The sequence below is a fragment of the Rhizobium sp. WYCCWR10014 genome (assembly GCF_001657485.1).
In the GTDB taxonomy this organism is placed as follows: Bacteria; Pseudomonadota; Alphaproteobacteria; order Rhizobiales; family Rhizobiaceae; genus Rhizobium.
Genome location: NZ_LXFU01000046.1, coordinates 46,658 through 62,858, shown reverse-complemented (window position 1 = coordinate 62,858; position 16,201 = coordinate 46,658). Strand labels below are relative to the sequence as shown.

General features: G+C 62.4%; 19 protein-coding genes. 7 read left to right on the top strand and 12 right to left on the bottom strand.

Annotation, left to right across the window (positions count from 1 at the left end; translation table 11 throughout):
* Positions 1 to 90: 90 nt before the first annotated feature.
* Complete coding sequence (locus A6U98_RS25485) at positions 91 to 999, bottom strand: LysR family transcriptional regulator (protein WP_064653793.1); 909 nt, start codon at positions 997 to 999, stop codon at positions 91 to 93.
* A gap of 174 nt (positions 1,000 to 1,173) precedes the next feature.
* On the opposite strand from A6U98_RS25485, the gene A6U98_RS25480 reads away from it, so the two are divergent.
* From A6U98_RS25480 to A6U98_RS25470, 3 genes are read left to right on the top strand one after another with little or no spacing between them, the layout of a single operon-like run.
* Complete coding sequence (locus A6U98_RS25480; RefSeq protein WP_064653792.1) at positions 1,174 to 1,788, top strand: C39 family peptidase; 615 nt, start codon at positions 1,174 to 1,176, stop codon at positions 1,786 to 1,788.
* Between the two features lie 30 nt (positions 1,789 to 1,818).
* Positions 1,819 to 2,895 carry a D-alanine--D-alanine ligase family protein gene (locus A6U98_RS25475; RefSeq protein ID WP_064653791.1) on the top strand — a complete coding sequence of 359 codons (1,077 nt, stop codon included), beginning with the start codon at positions 1,819 to 1,821 and terminating at the stop codon, positions 2,893 to 2,895.
* Between the two features lie 14 nt (positions 2,896 to 2,909).
* The gene (locus tag A6U98_RS25470) at positions 2,910 to 3,455 is read left to right on the top strand and encodes an AAA family ATPase (RefSeq protein ID WP_064653790.1); all 546 of its coding nucleotides are present in this window, start codon (positions 2,910 to 2,912) and stop codon (positions 3,453 to 3,455) included.
* A 44-nt stretch (positions 3,456 to 3,499) separates the two neighbouring features.
* Here A6U98_RS25470 and A6U98_RS25465 read toward each other — a convergent pair whose 3' ends face one another.
* The 3 genes from A6U98_RS25465 to A6U98_RS25455 form a co-directional block, all read right to left on the bottom strand.
* A complete protein-coding gene (locus A6U98_RS25465; protein ID WP_064653789.1) occupies positions 3,500 to 4,117 on the bottom strand; it encodes a class I SAM-dependent methyltransferase in 618 nt (205 codons plus the stop codon).
* 104 nt (positions 4,118 to 4,221) lie between these two features.
* Positions 4,222 to 4,731, bottom strand: coding sequence for a GNAT family N-acetyltransferase (locus A6U98_RS25460; protein WP_064653788.1), 510 nt, complete (start codon positions 4,729 to 4,731; stop codon positions 4,222 to 4,224).
* Positions 4,732 to 4,786: 55 nt separating this feature from the next.
* On the bottom strand, positions 4,787 to 5,281 hold the full coding sequence (locus A6U98_RS25455; RefSeq protein WP_064653787.1) for an N-acetyltransferase: 495 nt from the start codon (positions 5,279 to 5,281) through the stop codon (positions 4,787 to 4,789).
* A 249-nt stretch (positions 5,282 to 5,530) separates the two neighbouring features.
* Here A6U98_RS25455 and A6U98_RS25450 point away from each other — a divergent pair, with 249 nt between their 5' ends.
* Positions 5,531 to 5,908, top strand: a complete 378-nt coding sequence (locus A6U98_RS25450) for a VOC family protein (protein ID WP_064653786.1) — start codon at positions 5,531 to 5,533, stop codon at positions 5,906 to 5,908.
* 51 nt (positions 5,909 to 5,959) lie between these two features.
* Here the strand turns inward: A6U98_RS25450 and A6U98_RS25445 are convergent, their stop codons facing one another.
* Both A6U98_RS25445 and gndA read right to left on the bottom strand, forming a co-directional pair.
* Complete coding sequence (locus tag A6U98_RS25445; RefSeq protein ID WP_064653785.1) at positions 5,960 to 6,745, bottom strand: carbon-nitrogen hydrolase family protein; 786 nt, start codon at positions 6,743 to 6,745, stop codon at positions 5,960 to 5,962.
* Positions 6,746 to 6,828: 83 nt separating this feature from the next.
* Positions 6,829 to 8,280, bottom strand: coding sequence for an NADP-dependent phosphogluconate dehydrogenase (gndA, locus tag A6U98_RS25440; protein ID WP_197496444.1), 1,452 nt, complete (start codon positions 8,278 to 8,280; stop codon positions 6,829 to 6,831).
* A gap of 211 nt (positions 8,281 to 8,491) precedes the next feature.
* Between gndA and A6U98_RS25435 the strand changes: the two genes are divergently transcribed.
* The 3 genes from A6U98_RS25435 (at position 8,492) to A6U98_RS25425 (ending at position 10,115) form a co-directional block, all read left to right on the top strand.
* Positions 8,492 to 9,283, top strand: coding sequence for a helix-turn-helix domain-containing protein (locus A6U98_RS25435; RefSeq protein ID WP_064653783.1), 792 nt, complete (start codon positions 8,492 to 8,494; stop codon positions 9,281 to 9,283).
* 70 nt (positions 9,284 to 9,353) lie between these two features.
* Positions 9,354 to 9,752, top strand: a complete 399-nt coding sequence (locus A6U98_RS25430) for a polyketide cyclase (protein ID WP_020050326.1) — start codon at positions 9,354 to 9,356, stop codon at positions 9,750 to 9,752.
* On the top strand, positions 9,753 to 10,115 hold the full coding sequence (locus A6U98_RS25425) for a VOC family protein (protein ID WP_064653782.1): 363 nt from the start codon (positions 9,753 to 9,755) through the stop codon (positions 10,113 to 10,115). It begins immediately after the preceding gene.
* 36 nt (positions 10,116 to 10,151) lie between these two features.
* Here A6U98_RS25425 and A6U98_RS25420 read toward each other — a convergent pair whose 3' ends face one another.
* The 6 genes from A6U98_RS25420 to A6U98_RS25395 all read right to left on the bottom strand — a co-directional run bounded on the left by A6U98_RS25420 (position 10,152) and on the right by A6U98_RS25395 (position 16,161).
* Positions 10,152 to 10,886 carry a PAS domain-containing protein gene (locus A6U98_RS25420; RefSeq protein ID WP_197496443.1) on the bottom strand — a complete coding sequence of 245 codons (735 nt, stop codon included), beginning with the start codon at positions 10,884 to 10,886 and terminating at the stop codon, positions 10,152 to 10,154.
* 263 nt (positions 10,887 to 11,149) lie between these two features.
* Complete coding sequence (locus tag A6U98_RS25415; protein ID WP_064653780.1) at positions 11,150 to 12,085, bottom strand: lipid A biosynthesis lauroyl acyltransferase; 936 nt, start codon at positions 12,083 to 12,085, stop codon at positions 11,150 to 11,152.
* Between the two features lie 4 nt (positions 12,086 to 12,089).
* Positions 12,090 to 13,118 carry a zinc-binding dehydrogenase gene (locus A6U98_RS25410; RefSeq protein WP_064653779.1) on the bottom strand — a complete coding sequence of 343 codons (1,029 nt, stop codon included), beginning with the start codon at positions 13,116 to 13,118 and terminating at the stop codon, positions 12,090 to 12,092.
* 56 nt (positions 13,119 to 13,174) lie between these two features.
* Positions 13,175 to 14,464 carry a beta-ketoacyl-ACP synthase gene (locus tag A6U98_RS25405; RefSeq protein ID WP_064653778.1) on the bottom strand — a complete coding sequence of 430 codons (1,290 nt, stop codon included), beginning with the start codon at positions 14,462 to 14,464 and terminating at the stop codon, positions 13,175 to 13,177.
* 12 nt (positions 14,465 to 14,476) lie between these two features.
* Positions 14,477 to 15,682: a beta-ketoacyl-ACP synthase gene (locus A6U98_RS25400; protein ID WP_064653777.1), complete on the bottom strand. Its 1,206-nt coding sequence runs from the start codon at positions 15,680 to 15,682 to the stop codon at positions 14,477 to 14,479.
* On the bottom strand, positions 15,679 to 16,161 hold the full coding sequence (locus A6U98_RS25395) for a 3-hydroxyacyl-ACP dehydratase FabZ family protein (RefSeq protein ID WP_003540474.1): 483 nt from the start codon (positions 16,159 to 16,161) through the stop codon (positions 15,679 to 15,681). The genes A6U98_RS25400 and A6U98_RS25395 overlap by 4 nt, the downstream gene beginning before the upstream one ends.
* Positions 16,162 to 16,201: the final 40 nt, after the last annotated feature.

Below are 16,201 nucleotides of genomic sequence, written 5' to 3'. Positions count from 1 at the left end.
TGCGCGAACGTCTGCTGCTTGAGTTGCCATAATCATGAACCAAGAGTGCCCGATATGATCGCTCCTGCCAAGAGTGCATTCGCGCGAAAATCAGGATCTGTTCAAATCTCGCGGCGCGCTCTTTACCAGTTGTTCGAGCACCGCCGCGACCTTCGGGCTACGCACCTCGCCCCGCCGGCCAATCGCATAGATGCTCCGGTAGGTGGATGGCGCCAGCGGCTTGACGGTCAGGCTTTCGCCAAAATCTCGAAGCGCCAGTCCAGGCATCACCGAAATCGAACATCCGGCTTCGACAAGCGCGAACACGACTTCGAAACTGTCGCTGAAACCGTTGATGACGGGCTCGAAACCGATGCCGAGGCAAGCCTGGCGGATGGCCCTGCAATAGGCGCTTGAGGCGACGTCGAGCGCCCAATGTTCATCTCTCAGTTGTGCGAGTTCGATGACGGGCTCGCTCTCCAGCCTGTGGCCTGCGGGAAGAAGCACGAAGAGCTGGTCGCGGCAGAGGAACAGCGTATCGGCCGCACCCTCCAGCGTGTGCGGATCGAACGATATGTCGTCGGCAACGACGATATCGGCCTGCCAGGCCCGGAGCGCTGCCACGCCTTCGGCTGGTCCCATAGTCGTCATGACGATATTGAGATGCGGATGTTCGGTGGCCAGTTGGCGCATTGCGGCGGGAATGAACGAGGACGCCGCGGACGGTTGGGCGGCGATCCTCAGGTCCCCGGCGACGATGTTCTGTAGCTCGGCAAGATCGGTCTTGGCTTCCTCGACAATGCCGAATATCCGGTCGGCATGCACAACGAGCCGCTGGCCGGCCGGTGTCAGCGTCACCCCTCGCCCGCGCCGCTCGACGAGCGGGATTCCAACTTCGTCCTCCAGTTGGGCGATCTGCTGAGAAACGGCCGATGACGAAATGCCCAACCCGTCGGCGACCGCCGCCATCGTCTCGCGGCGAGAGAGCTCGCGAAGTGTGCGCAATCGGAAGAAATCCAAGCCCGTTTCTCCGGTAGATCAATCGGCCATAATTTCTAACCTATATGCTTATTTTAATTAAGTGGACCTGAAGAAAACTGCACCTTAGCCTTGGATTCGCAAGCCGGCCATCGGTTCGAAAAAAGCCAAGATTGCCCGCCATCTCAAGAGACGAGTCACGGGGATATCGACAGGATGCAGCAGAGCGGCGTGCCTTATTTCAGCCAATGGGAAACACCCGGCATGACATTGCCGGTGCTTGCCGAGGGATCAAAGGCCTTGCTCAGCGATCCGCTCTGGCGCCATTCTGGGGCCGCGACGATCGAAGAATATGCGCGCTGGGCGGTCAATGTCTGCGGCATGGCCTGCCTGAAGATGATCCTTGCCGCGCGCGGCGAGATCCATCCGACACTCGAGCTTGCCCGCGCTTGCACCGCCTATGGCGGTTATGTCGTCAACGAGATCGACGCCACGATCAAAGGGCTGATCTACGCACCCTTCGTCCGCTTCGCCGCCGACCGTTTCGCGCTTAGCGCGGAGACGGTTACCGATGCCGAGACATCGGCCCTTCCGGAGCATCTCGCGAAGCGCCGGTTCTTCATCGCCTCGGTGAACTCGGGCATCCGCTGGCCGGAGCGCGAGCCGCCGTCGAGAGGCGGACACCTGGTGCTGGTGACGGCAGCCAGCGATGAGACGATCCGTTTTCACAACCCGTCCGGCCATGACGCAGCGAGCCAGGCCGATGTGACGCTACCGATTGCCGTCTTCGACCGCTTCTTCGCCAACCGCGGCATATCGGTCGACGGCTGATCCCCTTTTTAAATCCTCTTGGAGGCTTTCATGACCCCATCCCCAAACAGGCTACGCATTGCCGTGCTCTTCGGCGGCCGCTCGGCCGAGCATGAGGTTTCCGTGCTCTCGGCAACGAATGTCATGGGCGCGCTCAAGCCCGAGAAATACGACGCCGTCCCTGTGTTCATCACCCGCGACGGACAATGGCTGCTAAGCAGTTTTGAGGATGGCGTGCTGGCGACACCTTCATCGGGCACGGAAATCTGCCTGGTGTCGGGTGGGCGCGGCCGCGTGCTGGCGATCCCAACTCATGGCGCGCCCTATGAGCTGGCGCGGATCGACATCCTGTTTCCCGTGCTGCACGGCCCGCATGGCGAGGACGGATCAGTACAGGGCGCTGCAGAGGTGGCTCGCGTTCCACTCGCCGGTTGCGGCATCCTCGGTTCGGCCGCAGCGCTCGACAAGGACATCGCCAAGCGCCTGCTGAAGGCGGCGGGCCTGCCGGTGGCGCGCGCGGTGACGCTCCATGAGGGTGCTGCCCCTTCACTGGCAGCCTTGGAAGGTGAGCTCGGCCTGCCGCTCTTCATCAAGCCGGCGCGGCAGGGATCGTCGGTCGGTGTCGCCAAGGTCCATGCCAGCCAGGAATTCGCGCTCGCCCTTACCGAGGCCTTCCGCCACGATCGCACGCTGCTCGCCGAGGAATTCGTGCGCGGCCGTGAGATCGAATTCAGCGTGCTGGAGGATGCGGCAGGAGGACTCTTCGTCTCCCGGCCGGGCGAGATCGTGCCGGCGGAAAGCCACGGCTTCTACAGTTACGATGCCAAATATATCGACGAGCAAGGTGCGACGCTGAAAGTGCCGGCCGAACTGCCGCAGGAGATCGAGACCGCCATGCGCGACGTGGCCGCAAAAGCCTTCAGAGCCGTCGGTTGCGACGGCATGGCCCGCATCGACTTCTTCCTGACGGATGATATGCGGTTCCTCGTCAATGAAATCAATACCATCCCCGGCTTCACCGATATCAGCATGTATTCCAAGGCCATGGCGGCAAGCGGCGTCACCTACGCCGAAATCATCGACCGCCTGGTGGACCACGGCTTGGCGCGCGCCCGCCGGGCTGCCTAGGCGGGAGCTCGAACATGAACAGGTCGGTCTTGATTTCGGGATGTTCCGGCGGCGGAAAATCGACGCTGCTTCGAGAGCTTGCCGCCCGCGGTTATGCCATCGTCGAAGAGCCCGGCCGGCGGATCGTCAGCCAAGAGCTCGAGGGCGATGGCGCAGCCCTGCCCTGGGTCGACATGGTGGCCTTCGCTCGTCGCGCGATCGAGATGGCGACCGCCGACCATTCGGCAGCGCGTGAACAGCCGGGCTGGACGTTTTTCGATCGCGGGCTGATCGATGCGACGGCAGCGCTGCAGTACCTGACCGGAGAACCGGTCCTGGAAAAATTGAGCGCCGCTCACCGCTATCACCCGAGGGTTTTTCTCACGCCGCCATGGCCCGAAATCTACACGACCGACCCCGAGCGGCGCCATGGCTTCGACGAGGCGGTCGCCGAATATGATCGACTTGCCGCCGTCTATCCGACGCTCGGCGACGACGTCGTCATGCTGCCGAAAATCACGGTCGCCGACCGGGCGGATTTCATCCTCGACTGCCTCTCTCGGGAAACGAGGCTGCCGTAGACGAAATCATTAGGGTCGTGCCTCTCGCCGCCGTCTCAGAGGCCTCAGCGCCTGCGAAAGACGCACCACTGAAACGACTGCCGGCCACCAGCGGGTGTTGCGTGCTCCTCGCGCCACTCGCGCTGAAGCGCGAAGGTGGACGAGAATTCACTCGCAAGCGCCACCGCGTCGTAACGCTGGACCGGCAAGCCGCTGCACCGCTCCGGCCCGTCCGGCGCAAAGGTCGCGATGACCACGACGCTGCCCGGCGCCGTGCCGGTTTCGAGCGCGCGGCGATAGGCCAGCCGCTGCTCGGGCTCGGTGAGGAAGTGAAAAACGGCGCGGTCGTGCCACACATCGTAATGGCGGTCGGGCTGCCATAAAGTGACGTCGGCAACCACCCAGGCGATGCGGACGGCTTCATCCCGCAGCCGCGCCTTGGCGACCTCGAGCGCCGGCGCGGCGATGTCGAGGACGGTGAGGTCGGACCATCCGCGCTCGACAAGACGATCGACAAGGTTTGATGCGCCGCCACCCACATCGATCAGCGAGTCCGTGACCGGCAGTTGCAACTCGTCAAGCGCCCGCAAGGAAGGCCCGGGCATCGGCTGATACCAGCTGACGCTGTCGGCAGCTTTCGTGCGGTAGACCTTGTCCCAGTGTTCCCGCTTCTCGCCTGTCATCCGATATCCCCATCTCTTGCAGAGCCCGATTCCCTAACTGATCAACATGTAGAGACTGAGACCTCTTCAACCAGTCGCAGTGCGCCCAGGACCAAGTTCTCCGTTCAGGGAGCGAAGTGACGATAGACCAGATCCTTAGGATCACTTCGGGGTGCTGCGGGATCGAGGCGTGCGCCCAGCCGTTCCGCAACGGCAACGGAAGCAGCATTGCCGGGAGCGATATAGCTGACGAGCGATGGCAGCTTGAGCGTTGCGAAGGCCCAGTCGCGCAACGCCAAGGCCGCTTCGGTAGCATAGCCTTTGCCCTCATATTCTTCATAGACGAACCAGCCGAGTTCCTTCTCAGGAAACAGCGGTCCGTGATTGATCCCCACCTGACCGACGCATTCGCCGGTTTCGCCAAGCTCGATCATCAGCGCTCCGTGCCCGAAAAGCTGCCAGAGAGCCACATCGTGACAGAACATCCCCCATGCCGCGCGCAGATCGAACGGGCCGCCCATTCCGACCGATCGCGGCGACGCCATGATCTCCGCATAGGCGGCGAAATCGCCGATCTCCGGCATCCGGAGCCTAAGACGCTCGGTTCGAATGGTCATCGCGCCCGTTTCGGACATCTCGTCGCCTTCTCTGTCAGTTAGGTTTGTAGTTTCGGCCGTTGAACGAAATATTCTAGCTTTCAAATGCCGGGGCGAATTGCAACATCCCGCTTGGCGGAGGTCCGCGAAAGACAATCCGCTGCACAAGCCGCGTATCGAGGTCGAGATACTTCAGTTGTCCGTCGCTGCTGAAACCGACACGGCTGTAGATCTCGGGATTGCCGATCAGGGCGCATCCGCTCGCGCCGCGCTCTTTCAGCAGTTCGAGACCCCTTGCAATCAGTGCCTTGCCGATGCCCTGCCGCTGCCTCTCCGGCTTAACCGATATCGGCCCCAGCCCGAACCAGCCATCATGCGCGCCGTCGATCGTCACCGGCGAAAACGCGACATGCCCGACAATCTCGCCGTCCTGCTCGGCCACCAGCGATATCTTAAGATCGCCCGCCGCGCGAAGTCTTCGGACAATCTCCGCTTCCGTACCGTCGCTGTAAGGCATCGGCTTGAAGGCGGTCGAGGTCAGATCATGGATCGCATCGAGATCAACAAGCGTTTCGTATCGGATGAGCATCTCTGTCAGTTCCTCAAGCGTGTTGTCGTCAGGGCTGCCCGTACAAACAGTGTCTTATCCTATTGAAACGAAGTGTCGTAGATCCCACGCGAATCTCGCGGGAATCCGTTGCCCCTCTTCCTCCGAGGATTTTCCGAAGCTATAGACTGAGGGGTGTGGGCACCGTCCTGCTGATCGAAACATCGGAGCGCACTCTCCCTGTCGGCACCGTCCGAGGGTGTTTGCATCTCCGCAATCAGAGGTTCTGCGATGAATGATATCGCCGATCACGGTGTTCGTTTCGGACGAATTGCCGCCATGCTGCCGGTCAAGGACATGACCAAGGCCTATGATTTTTACGCCAATGTCCTCGGCTTCAAGAAAATATTCGAGAACGGCAATCCTGTCGGCTTCATGATCCGGAAGCGCGATCAGGGCGAAGTGCATCTCACCTTGCAGCCGAACCACAAGGCCGCGCACTTCAATGTTGCCCACCTGATGGTCGACAATGTCGATGCCCTGCACGCGGTTTGCCAGCAATATGGGCTGAGAATTATCAAGAGCCTTCAGGACAAGGACTACGGATTGCGCGCCTTCGTGTTCGAAGACCCCGACGGCAACCGTATTGACGTTGGCCAACCGATCTAGGCCAGCCATGAGAAGTGGGTGGGGATACTCTCCCCATCCAACTTTCGCGAATTACCGAATTCCGCAGTGCTCGTCATTTGGTCGAGCCCCTGCGTCTTGTTCACCGCAGGGAAAATCGAAGACCAGCAAGCCGGGCTCCTCCAGCGGGAGCTGCGCCACGACCTGCCCTTGCCGGTTCAGCACGGCCGTCGGTCCCCAGGCGATGCGCCCGTCGCGCTCACCCGTTACGTCGGACGATATCAGCCACAAGCCTGTCTCACGGCATCTTTCGCCGCGAACGGCATTATGCAGCGGCTTGAATATTTCCGCCTTCTCCCGTGGCATCATGTTGTTGGACAGGCATAGGATCAGCGATGCGCCAGACGCGGCGACCTTTGCGGCTGCCTCCGGAAAATTGGTGTCGTAGCAGATGTTGATCCCGAAGCGCAGGGCACCGATCGCAAAGAGCGGGCTGTCCTTTCCAGCCTCGAAAGCCCCTTCGCCGTGCAGCAGGTGGGCTTTCCTGTAACGACCGAGGAGAACACCGCGCGCGACGACGACGGCGGTGTTGAACAATCGCCCATCATCGATCTCGATCAGCCCCATGACCAGCACCGGTCCCGACTTCGGCAACCGATCCAGGACCGCCGCGAACTCGGCCGATGCGAGATCGAGGGCAACACGCCGCGCCGATCGTTCATCGGTCAGGTAGCCCTGCAGAAAACCTTCTGGAAAGACCAGCAGGGCCACGCCATCAGCCTCGGCGAGCGCCGCGACCCTAACCGCATAATCCAAGGCCGCCCCAACATTCTCCCGAAATTCCGCAGTCTGCGCGGCGGCTATCCGAATGCTCGTCACTTGGATCTCCGGGTTCTCGGCCGCGGCATCTCAGCAAAAGACCCGGCACTGTGGCCGGGCCTCTCCTTGAAAATCGGAAAACCTCAGAAGGTCGAGGCACCGCTCCCCCAGGGGCCGTGGTGGAAATCCTTGCCGTCCAGACGGTCGAAGCCGTGGGCGCCGAAGAAGTCGCGCTGTGCCTGGATGAGATTTGCCGTTCCCCTGCCCTGGCGGTAGGCGTCGAAATAGGTCAGCGCCGAGGTCAGTGCCGGAACCGGCAGGCCGGCGGCAATCGCAGCACCGACGACGCGGCGAAGCGCCGGGATCGATTCCTTGACCATGTCGGAGAAGGCCGGCGTGACGATCAGGTTTGCAGCATCCGGCGCCTTGGTGAAGGCCGAGGTGATCTCGTCGAGGAACTGCGAGCGGATGATGCAGCCGGCACGCCAGATCCTGGCAATCGTCGGCATCGGCAGCGACCAGTTGAACTCGCGCGATGCTTCCGCCATCACCGCGAAGCCCTGCGCATAGGCACCGATCTTGGCGGCAAACAGCGCTAGTTCGAGATCCTTGTTGAGCTCGGGGCCGTAAGCGATCGGGAAGGACACAGCCTGCGTGCCGAAGATCTTTTCAGCGGCTTCGCGCTGCGACTTCATCGAAGAGAGGCTGCGGGCGGCGACCGCGGCTTCGATCGCTGTTGCCGGAATGCCCATGTTCTGCGCCTCTATCGCCGACCACTTGCCGGTACCTTTTTGGCCTGCCTTGTCGAGGATCATGTCGACCATCGGCCCGCCGGAAACCGGATCAGTGGCCGCAAGCACCTTCTCGGAGATTTCGATCAGGTAGGAGTTCAGCCGGCCCTTGTTCCATTCGCCGAAGATGCCGGAGATTTCGGAGGCGCTCTTGCCGAGACCATCGCGCAGGATGCCGTAGATTTCGGCGATCATCTGCATGTCGGCATATTCAATGCCGTTGTGGATGGTCTTGACGAAATGGCCGGCACCGTCATTGCCGAGCCAGGCGACGCAGGGCTCGTCATTGTAGCGGGCGGCAATCGATGTCAGCACCTTCTCGACGCGCTTCCAGGATTCTTCGGTGCCGCCGACCATGATCGACGGGCCATGGCGCGCACCTTCCTCGCCGCCGGAAACACCCATGCCGATGAAGGTCAGATCGGTATTCTTCAGCCGGTCGAAGCGGGCGACGGTGTCGCGGAAATTGGCGTTACCGGCATCGATCATGATGTCGCCCTTGGAGAGATGCCGGCGCAGCAGCTCCATCTGCTGGTCGACGGGATCGCCCGCCTTGATCATGATGATGATCGGGCGCGGCGGCCGGATCGCATCGACGAATTCCTCGATGGTCTTGCAGGGAATGATCTGCTTCTTCAGATCGCCGGCGCTTTCGTAGAATTCGTCGGTTTTCTCCGGCGTGCGGTTGAAGACCGCGATTTTATTGCCTTTCTCCGCGATGTTGAGCGCCAGATTGGAGCCCATGACCGCAAGGCCGATCAGTCCGATTTCTGCCTTTTCCACGACAAACCTCCGATGTGTCATTTGGATCGGTGTTGTGGCACTGTCTCGGTCAAACGGCAAGTCTCGCAAGGGTCTAATCGGTTCGCAAAAGCCAATGAAATGAGGCCTGCAATATCCCCGCTTGTCCGACAACCCGCCGGCTGGCACACATTCCGGAAGCCCTAGGTTTTTCGTGCGCCCCGCCCGCGACGCCCTATCTCATGTTATCATCAGTACCTCGGGAGATATCGCATTGGCATCGGGAAGACGAAAAGAGATGGCTCTCCTGCCGGCCCGCGCCGGTCGCTACCGCGAATATGTACCGGCGCCGACGCTGCGACGCCATTTCAGCCGCCTCTGGTCGCATGCGCTTCATGACGGACCGCCGGCAATGGTGGCGATCGTGCCTGACGGTTATTGCGATCTCCTCTGGATCGACGGTCGGCTGGTTGTCGCCGGTCCCGACAGGACGGCGGCCTTTCCCGTCATCCGACCGGGCGCGACTGTCATCGGCGCACGTTTTGCGCCTGGCGCTGCAGCACCCTGGCTGAAGACGCCGCTTTCGGCGCTGGTCGGCTGCTCGATACCCCTTGCCGACATCGGCCGGAAGGATACCGCCGAATTCGAAGCGCGGCTTGCGAATTGTCCCGACCCCTCGGACGCGGCGGCGCTGTTTGGCCGCCTGCTCGAAGAGACCGCGCGCGATGCGGAGGAGCCCGCCCGCGACGCCGCCATGATCTTCGCCGCCGCCGACGGCGGTCGCCCGGCATCCGGCCTGCTCGAGCACCTCGGCATGAGCGAAAGGCAGCTGCGCCGTCGCTGTCACCACCATTTCGGCTACGGCGCAAAGACGCTGGAACGGATTCGCCGGTTCCAGCGTTTCCTCGACCTCTGCCGCAAGTCGGGTACGATGCCGCTTGCCCGCCTTGCGCTCGAAGCGGGCTTTGCCGACCAGCCCCACATGACACGCGAGGTCGGCGAGCTTTCGACGCTGACGCCCGCCATCATATTCGACCAGCTCAGTATAGGGACGAGAGACGACTGACCGTTTTGTTCAAGACGCTGCCGGCCGGTTTGTTATTTTGACGAAACCAAATGACAGGGATCTGCAAGTCATGACGACAATGCCCGCGAAAATTATCCACCGGTCGATCGAGCGCGATTGGCGCGACGTCTATGAATTCGCCGGCAAGCCGGAGAACATGCCGCTCTGGGCCTCCGGCCTTGCGACCGGGCTCGATCCGGACGGTGCCGACTGGATCGCCGATGGCGCTCTCGGAAAAATCAGGGTGAGCTTCGTGCCTGCCAATGAATTCGGCGTGATCGACCATACGGTGACGATCGAATCCGGCCTCAGGGTCTATAATGCCCTGCGCATCGTGCCGAACGGCGATGGCTGCGAGGTCATGTTCACGCTGCTGCGTCTGCCCGGCATGACCGACGCGCAGTTTTCCGCCGATGCCGCCCATGTCGAGAAGGATCTCGCCATGCTGAAAGCCCTGATGGAGAGATAGATGGTCGAGAAGACAGAAAACCACGATCGCCGCATCGACTATGTCGAATTCAACGTCGCCGACATTGCCGCCGCCAAAGCCTTTTACGGCTCCGCCTTCGGCTGGCGCTTCACCGATTACGGCCCCAATTATTGCGAATTCGACGATGGCCGGCTGAAGGGCGGCTTTTCCGATTTCGGACCGGTGCGGCCGGGCGGCGGCCCGCTGGTCGTCGTCTATGCCAGTGATCTGGAAGAAGTGCTGACCTCAGTCGAAAGAGCCGGCGGCACGATCTGCCGGCCGATCACCGATTTTCCCGGCGGCCGTCGCTTCCACTTCCTCGACCGCGATGGTTACGAGCTCGCCGTCTGGGCGGCGGCTTAGCCAGACGACCCAAGGCAGCCGAGTTGGTCAGGCTGCCTAAGGCTGCCGACCGGGATCAGGCAGCTTGCGACGCCGATCGAGATCTTCCATGACGAGCAGGGCGCCGATCACCGCACCGCCCGCATCGCGCAGCGGCGACATGCGACAGCGCACCTGCCGCGATTCGCCGCTGCCGGCCGAGCGCTCATAGGAATAGTCGATCTGTTCGCCGGCAAAACAGGCGTCGAGCTTATGCTTGGCGCATTCGGCAAACCGCTCCTCGCCGATGAATTCGGAAAGGTGGCGGCCGATGAGTTCCATCGGCTTCCTGTTGAGATGGGCGCTGTTGGCTGGATTGGAATAGAGATAACGATAGTCCCTTGTCAGCACCGCCACGCGGTCCGGCAGGCTTTCGAGGATCACCGCGTTGAGGAACTGGCCATTGTCGGTATCCGGCACATAGGCCGGCGGCGGCTCGATGCGCACATCCTGCGGCAAAGGCACGCGCCAGTCCGGCCCATGCGCGCCGAAATAGCGGTCGAGCAGATAGGAAAGCACCGACGTGTGCTCCGTGACACTGGCGCTGTCGTCGGCATCCTGGCTGATCAGGTGGCTCACGAACTGCAGCTGCATGTAGACTTCGAGCAGATTGGCTGCCCGGCAGGCGAGGATTGCCTCGACCAGCGGCTCGACGTGACGGTCGAGCGCCGTGACGCGCTGGTCGTCGCCCAGGCGTATGGCTTCCTCGATTTGCACGCAACGCAAAGAAAAAGCTCGAAAAAGCTCCAGCAAGACGCCTCCCACTCCCATTGTCCCAAGAGACGAGCCCGAAACCTCACATGGCTGCATTTCCCAAAAATGCGCCTTCCGGTAGACATTATTCGCGTCTTGGTGGTGACGGGTAACATGAAGTGCCCTCAGTTTCAATCCGAGAGCACCTGCCGCTTTTCACCGCTGATAAATGGGGGTGGACCTTTTTTAGAGTATGATGCCGAAAAGTGTGAGCGGTTTTCGGGCGACATCATGCTCCAACTATTATTCTGGAGCATCCTATTCTATGGCGCGAGCGTCTGCTTGATCTGCCAGCGGTCGTGATACCAGAGCCACTGTTCCGGATATTCCCGCACCCAGCTTTCCACCTTGTCGTTGAGCAGCTGGGCGGCCGCCGGCAGGTCGAGATTGCCCTTGGCGTCGCGCGGCATGTCCAGCCGCGGCTCGATTTCCAGCCGGTAGCGATTTCCGGGCAGACGGATGCAGCGCGCCGGATAGACTTCGCAGTCGAACTGGCGCACCAGCTTCGGCAGCAGCGGATTGGTCTTGACGTCGCGCCCGAAGAAAGTGCCCTTCAGCCCCTTGCGGAATTTCTGGTCCACCAGCACGCCCACCCCCTGGCCTGCTTCCAGCTGACGGGCGAGCGCGAAGGACGAGCCTGCATGCGAGGGCACCAGCTTGCCCATGCGGGCGCTCCGGAAGTCGAACACCATCTTGGCGACATAAGGATTGTTCGGCGGCCGAAAGAGCACGGTGACGTCGAGCCCGAAGGCGGCGCCCGCCACCGGCAGCAGCTCGAAGTTGGCGGTATGGCCGGTAAAGACGATGAAGGGGCGCGGATTGTCGCGCAGGTCGAGGAAGATCGGGACGCCCGACACCTCCACCCTGCCCGGCTCCGACTTTTCGGGATCATAGTCGAACAGCTGGTCGAGGAAGACGTATTCCGCAGCAAGCCGGCCCATATTGCCCCAACTGGCGAGCGCAATCTCCTCGATTTCGGCCTCGCTCTTCTCAGGAAAGGCGTTGCGCAGATTGGTCAGCATCAGTCTATGGCGGCTGGTCAGCCGGCCGAGGCGGCGCATCATCCTGTCGGCAAAGCGGATCGCGCCATCGGCCGGAAACAGCTTCAGGAAATTCAGGAAGCCGAACATCACCTGCGCCACCAGCCACTGCTGGAAGTGCCTGAGCGCCAGAACGATCCGGGTGATGAACAGCTTCACGCGGTCAATCCATCTTCAGGATGATCTTGCCAAAGATCTGGCGCGATTCCATCCGCTCCAGTGCCCGGTCGATATCGCTGAAGCTGACCTCGGTATCGATGACGGGGTGGACGAGCCCGCGGCCCATCTTCTGCATCGCATTGGCCATATTCTCCATGCGGCAGCCGAAGGAGCCGAAGAGCTTCAGCTGCTGCTGGAACAGCATCATCAGGTTCATCTCTGTGGAAACACCCGAGGTCGAGCCGCAGGTGACGAGCCGCCCGCCGCGCTTCATGCAGAGCATCGAACCGGCCCAGGTATCCTTGCCCACATGTTCGAAGACGACGTCGACGCCCTTCTTCTTGGTGAGCTTGCGCACCACGCCTTCGAAGCGGTCGGTGCGGTAGTTGATGACGTGATCGGCGCCGAGCGCCTTGGCCTTCTCGATCTTGTCGTCCGAACCGACCGTGGTGATGACGGTGCAGCCGATCTTCTTGGCGAGCTGGATCGCCGCCGTGCCGATGCCGGAGCCGCCGGCATGGACGAGGATCGTCTCGCCGGGTTCGAGCTTGGCATTGTCGAACAGCATGTGCTCGACCGTGCCGAAGGTGACCGGAGCAAGCGCCGCGCCGATCGCGTCGACGCCGGGAGGGGCCGGCACCAGCAGGCGCGCCGGCAGGTTGACCTTCTCCTGCGCGAAGCCGTCGAGATGGAAGCCGTGCACGCCGGAGACATGTTCGCAGAGATTGTCGCGGCCTTCGCGGCAGGGGCGGCAGAGGCCGCAGGTGCGCGCGCCGTAGATGGAAACGAGCTGGCCCGGCAGCACGTTGGCGACGCCCGGCCCGATCGCCTCGACGACGCCCGAGGCTTCCGCACCGATAACCAACGGCATCTTGCGCTTGGCGAATGCCATGCCGCGCCAGCCCCAGACATCGATATGGTTGAGCGCCACCGCCTTGACGCGCAGCGTCACCTCGCCGGCACTAGGAGCGTCCGGTTCCGGCAGATCGGTGATCTCAAGCTTGCGGTCGTCGATCAGTTGCAAAGCGCGCATGGCAAAATCCCTCGCCTGGAAGGCGTTTTTCTTGTCTTGAAATTGTCGGGAACCGCTTAAGCCGGTTCGAGCGCCATGACAAGGCTGGCATTCTGCCCGCCGAAGCCGAAGGAGTTGGAAAGCACGGCCGAAACCTGGGCTTCCCGCTTCTTGTTCGGGACGACATCAAGAACAATCGACGGATCGGGATTGTTGTAGTTGATGGTCGGCGGCAGCGTCCCGGTCAACATCGTCTGCAGCGAGAACACCGCCTCGACGGCTCCCGCCGCCGTCAGCGTATGGCCGATCATCGACTTGTTCGACGACACCGGGATGCCGCCGATGAGCCGCTCGCCGAACACAGCCGACATCGCGCCATACTCCATCTTGTCGTTCTCAGGCGTCGAGGTGCCGTGCGCATTGATGTAGCCGATGCCGCTCTCGTCGATGCCGGCATCGGCAAGGGCCGCGCGGATCGTCGCAATTGCCGGGCCGCCATCCGGCGACGACCGGGTGCGGTGGAAGCTGTCAGCCTTGTCGCCGGCACCTTTCATGATGCCGAGCACCTTGGCGCCGCGAGCGACTGCTGATTCCAGCGATTCCAGCACCAGCGTCGCTGCACCTTCGGCGATGACGAAGCCGTCGCGATCCTTGCTGAACGGCTTGGAAGCCTTGGTCGGCGGATCGTTCTGTGTCGAAAGAGCTGACAGCAACGAGAAGCGGATCAGCGCTTCGGCACTCAGCGATCCGTCGGTCGCGACCGTCAGCGCGCGATCCGTGCGGCCCTGGCGGATTGCCTCGATGCCTAGCTGGATCGCCGTGACGCCGGAGGCACAGGCTGTCGACAGCGTCACGGGAAGGCCGCGCGTGCCGAACCGGTCGGCAAGGCGCTCGGAAATCGCGCCGAACAGGGCCGCCTCATGGAAGGCTGGGTCCGGACGCTGGCGCAGCGCCGTCAGGAAGCGCTCATAGGCATCACCCGGATGGTCGGAGGCCGGCGAACGGTCGGCAAGCTCGAAGCGCGCGCTCCATTCCGGCTCAATCGGCGGGGCGGCGAGGAAGAGCGGGCCATTGAAATCGCCGGAAAGGCCGGCATCGGCAAGCGCCTCGATCGTCGTTTCGCGGGCGAAGGCATAGGAGCGTTCGACGGCGTTCGGCACCGGGATGCCGATGAAATCGACGGTGCCGGCGATCCGCGTCGACAGGCCCTCGGTCGGGAAGCGGTTGATCTCGTGGATGCCCGAGGTGCCGGAAGTAAGGGCTGCCCAGTTGTCACTGAGGCCCTGGCCGAGCGAAGTGATGATGCCCATGCCGGTTACGGCGACGATCGGACGGCCGAGATGATCCTGGTAAGCGGAAGCTGTCATATCTCTCACTCCTCACGCATCTGCGGAAAGAACGGCGACGCCCTCGCCGCGCTGGTGTCCGACCGTGGTCACGACGGCGGCGGTAGTGCCTGACCGCATCGGCGCCTCATGAGCGGCATCGAAGGGCGGAACCTTGGCCTTGCCGTCGACGGCAAGGGCTGCGAGCGCAAGACCCAGCGTGAACTGCGTCTCGATCGTATGGCCGGTGACACCGCCGAAGCCGCGGATCGCAACGTCCGGCAATTGATGTTCGAGCACCGCCCGCTCACGGGCGGCCAAATCATGCATGCCGGTCGATCCGGAAAAGATCGCCGTGCTTTCGGCCGCAAGCCCGGCGGCCGGCGCCAAAAGCCGCTCCAGCCGGACTTCGAGATTGCCGGAATTGCGGTTGCCGCGGTCACCCTCGACCGCGTCGATGACCGCATAGATATGGGCGCCGCGGGCTCTAGCATGCTTGCGCGATTCCAGCACCAGGAAGGCGCCTGCCGAACCGGTGATCATGCCGCCACCGTCACTGGGCCTGCGCGACCAGAGCGGCACCCAGTCGCCGCGCGCATGGGCGCCGATCGCTTCGGTGAGCAGAATCATATCGGGCCGCTCGGCGGCAAAGGCGCCTCCAACGAGCGCATGCGAGGATTCGCCTGATTTGATGCGGTAGAAGGCGGTCTCGACGGCAGAGATGCCGGCCGCCTCCTCGCCCATGAAGGTGCGCGACGAACCGGTGACCTTGTGCACGATCGAGATATTGCCGGCGAGCAGGTTGGAAAGCTGGGCGAGGAACAGCGTTGGCCTCAACTCGGTCGTCAGCTTCTCGTTGAGCAGCAGCTCGCGGTCATTACGCCTCAGCGCTTCGTCGACGATCAGTGTGTCGACATTGATGTCGCGCTCGCCGCCGCCGGCCGCGACGATCATGTCCATTGTGCCGCAGGCTTCGATATCATCCTTGAAACCGGCATCATCGAGCGCAAGGCCAGCGGCGAAGACGCCGATGCGCTGCCAGTTCTCCATCTGGCGCTGATCACCGCGTTTGGCGATCTGCTGCGACCAGTCGATCTCGGGCAGCGGGTGCACCGGATAGGGCTTGAACTTCTCGGTCTCGACGATCGCTTTCGGCGCACTGGCGGCCGAAAGCAGCGCGATATGCGCATCCTTGCCGACGCCCTGACAGGTGACTATGCCGATGCCCGAGATGACGACGTCGTTTGCAGCCTTGCTCATCCAATCACTCCCTGCGCCGCGATCGCTTCGAGAAGCCCGATCTCGCCGGCACGTTTCTTCACGATATCGCCGAGCGGCACCTCGGAAAACGGCATGGTGCGCAATTTCAGCTGCGCATCGCAGACCTTCTTACCACCGCTGGTGATTTTAGCCTTGGTGACCGCGAAACCCGAACCGTCATGCTCGAGCACCGCCTCGATGTCGAGCACGGCTTCCGGTTCGACGAAGGTGCGCATCTTGGCGCCGTCGACTGTCATCAGGAAGGGCATGGCGGCAAAATTGGTGACGGCAAGCACCAACATGCCGGAGGCCTGCGCCATGGTCTCGATCAAGAGCACGCCGGGAACGAGCGGCATGCCGGGAAAATGACCCTCGAAGACAGGGCTCTTCGCCGGTACGACGGATCGCGCCTTAAGCGTGCCCTTCTTCAGGTCCACCGCTTCGACGCGGTCAATCATCTGGAAATATTCCAGCAGCATTCGGATCCTCCGGCCCGACAGGCCAGATCCGCCCGCCGGT

Excerpts from the sequence above, each read along its gene's own strand:
- A6U98_RS25470 (WP_064653790.1), top strand. The coding sequence starts at position 2,910 with ATGAACAGGTCGGTCTTGATTTCGGGATGTTCCGGCGGCGGAAAATCG.
- A6U98_RS25410 (WP_064653779.1), bottom strand. The coding sequence starts at position 13,118 with ATGCGCGCTTTGCAACTGATCGACGACCGCAAGCTTGAGATCACCGAT.
- A6U98_RS25460 (WP_064653788.1), bottom strand. The coding sequence starts at position 4,731 with ATGTCCGAAACGGGCGCGATGACCATTCGAACCGAGCGTCTTAGGCTC.
- A6U98_RS25455 (WP_064653787.1), bottom strand. The coding sequence starts at position 5,281 with ATGCTCATCCGATACGAAACGCTTGTTGATCTCGATGCGATCCATGAT.
- A6U98_RS25405 (WP_064653778.1), bottom strand. The coding sequence starts at position 14,464 with ATGACAGCTTCCGCTTACCAGGATCATCTCGGCCGTCCGATCGTCGCC.
- A6U98_RS25450 (WP_064653786.1), top strand. The coding sequence starts at position 5,531 with ATGAATGATATCGCCGATCACGGTGTTCGTTTCGGACGAATTGCCGCC.
- A6U98_RS25425 (WP_064653782.1), top strand. The coding sequence starts at position 9,753 with ATGGTCGAGAAGACAGAAAACCACGATCGCCGCATCGACTATGTCGAA.
- A6U98_RS25465 (WP_064653789.1), bottom strand. The coding sequence starts at position 4,117 with ATGACAGGCGAGAAGCGGGAACACTGGGACAAGGTCTACCGCACGAAA.
- gndA (WP_197496444.1), bottom strand. The coding sequence starts at position 8,280 with ATGACACATCGGAGGTTTGTCGTGGAAAAGGCAGAAATCGGACTGATC.
- A6U98_RS25395 (WP_003540474.1), bottom strand. The coding sequence starts at position 16,161 with ATGCTGCTGGAATATTTCCAGATGATTGACCGCGTCGAAGCGGTGGAC.
- A6U98_RS25475 (WP_064653791.1), top strand. The coding sequence starts at position 1,819 with ATGACCCCATCCCCAAACAGGCTACGCATTGCCGTGCTCTTCGGCGGC.
- A6U98_RS25430 (WP_020050326.1), top strand. The coding sequence starts at position 9,354 with ATGACGACAATGCCCGCGAAAATTATCCACCGGTCGATCGAGCGCGAT.
- A6U98_RS25480 (WP_064653792.1), top strand. The coding sequence starts at position 1,174 with ATGCAGCAGAGCGGCGTGCCTTATTTCAGCCAATGGGAAACACCCGGC.
- A6U98_RS25400 (WP_064653777.1), bottom strand. The coding sequence starts at position 15,682 with ATGAGCAAGGCTGCAAACGACGTCGTCATCTCGGGCATCGGCATAGTC.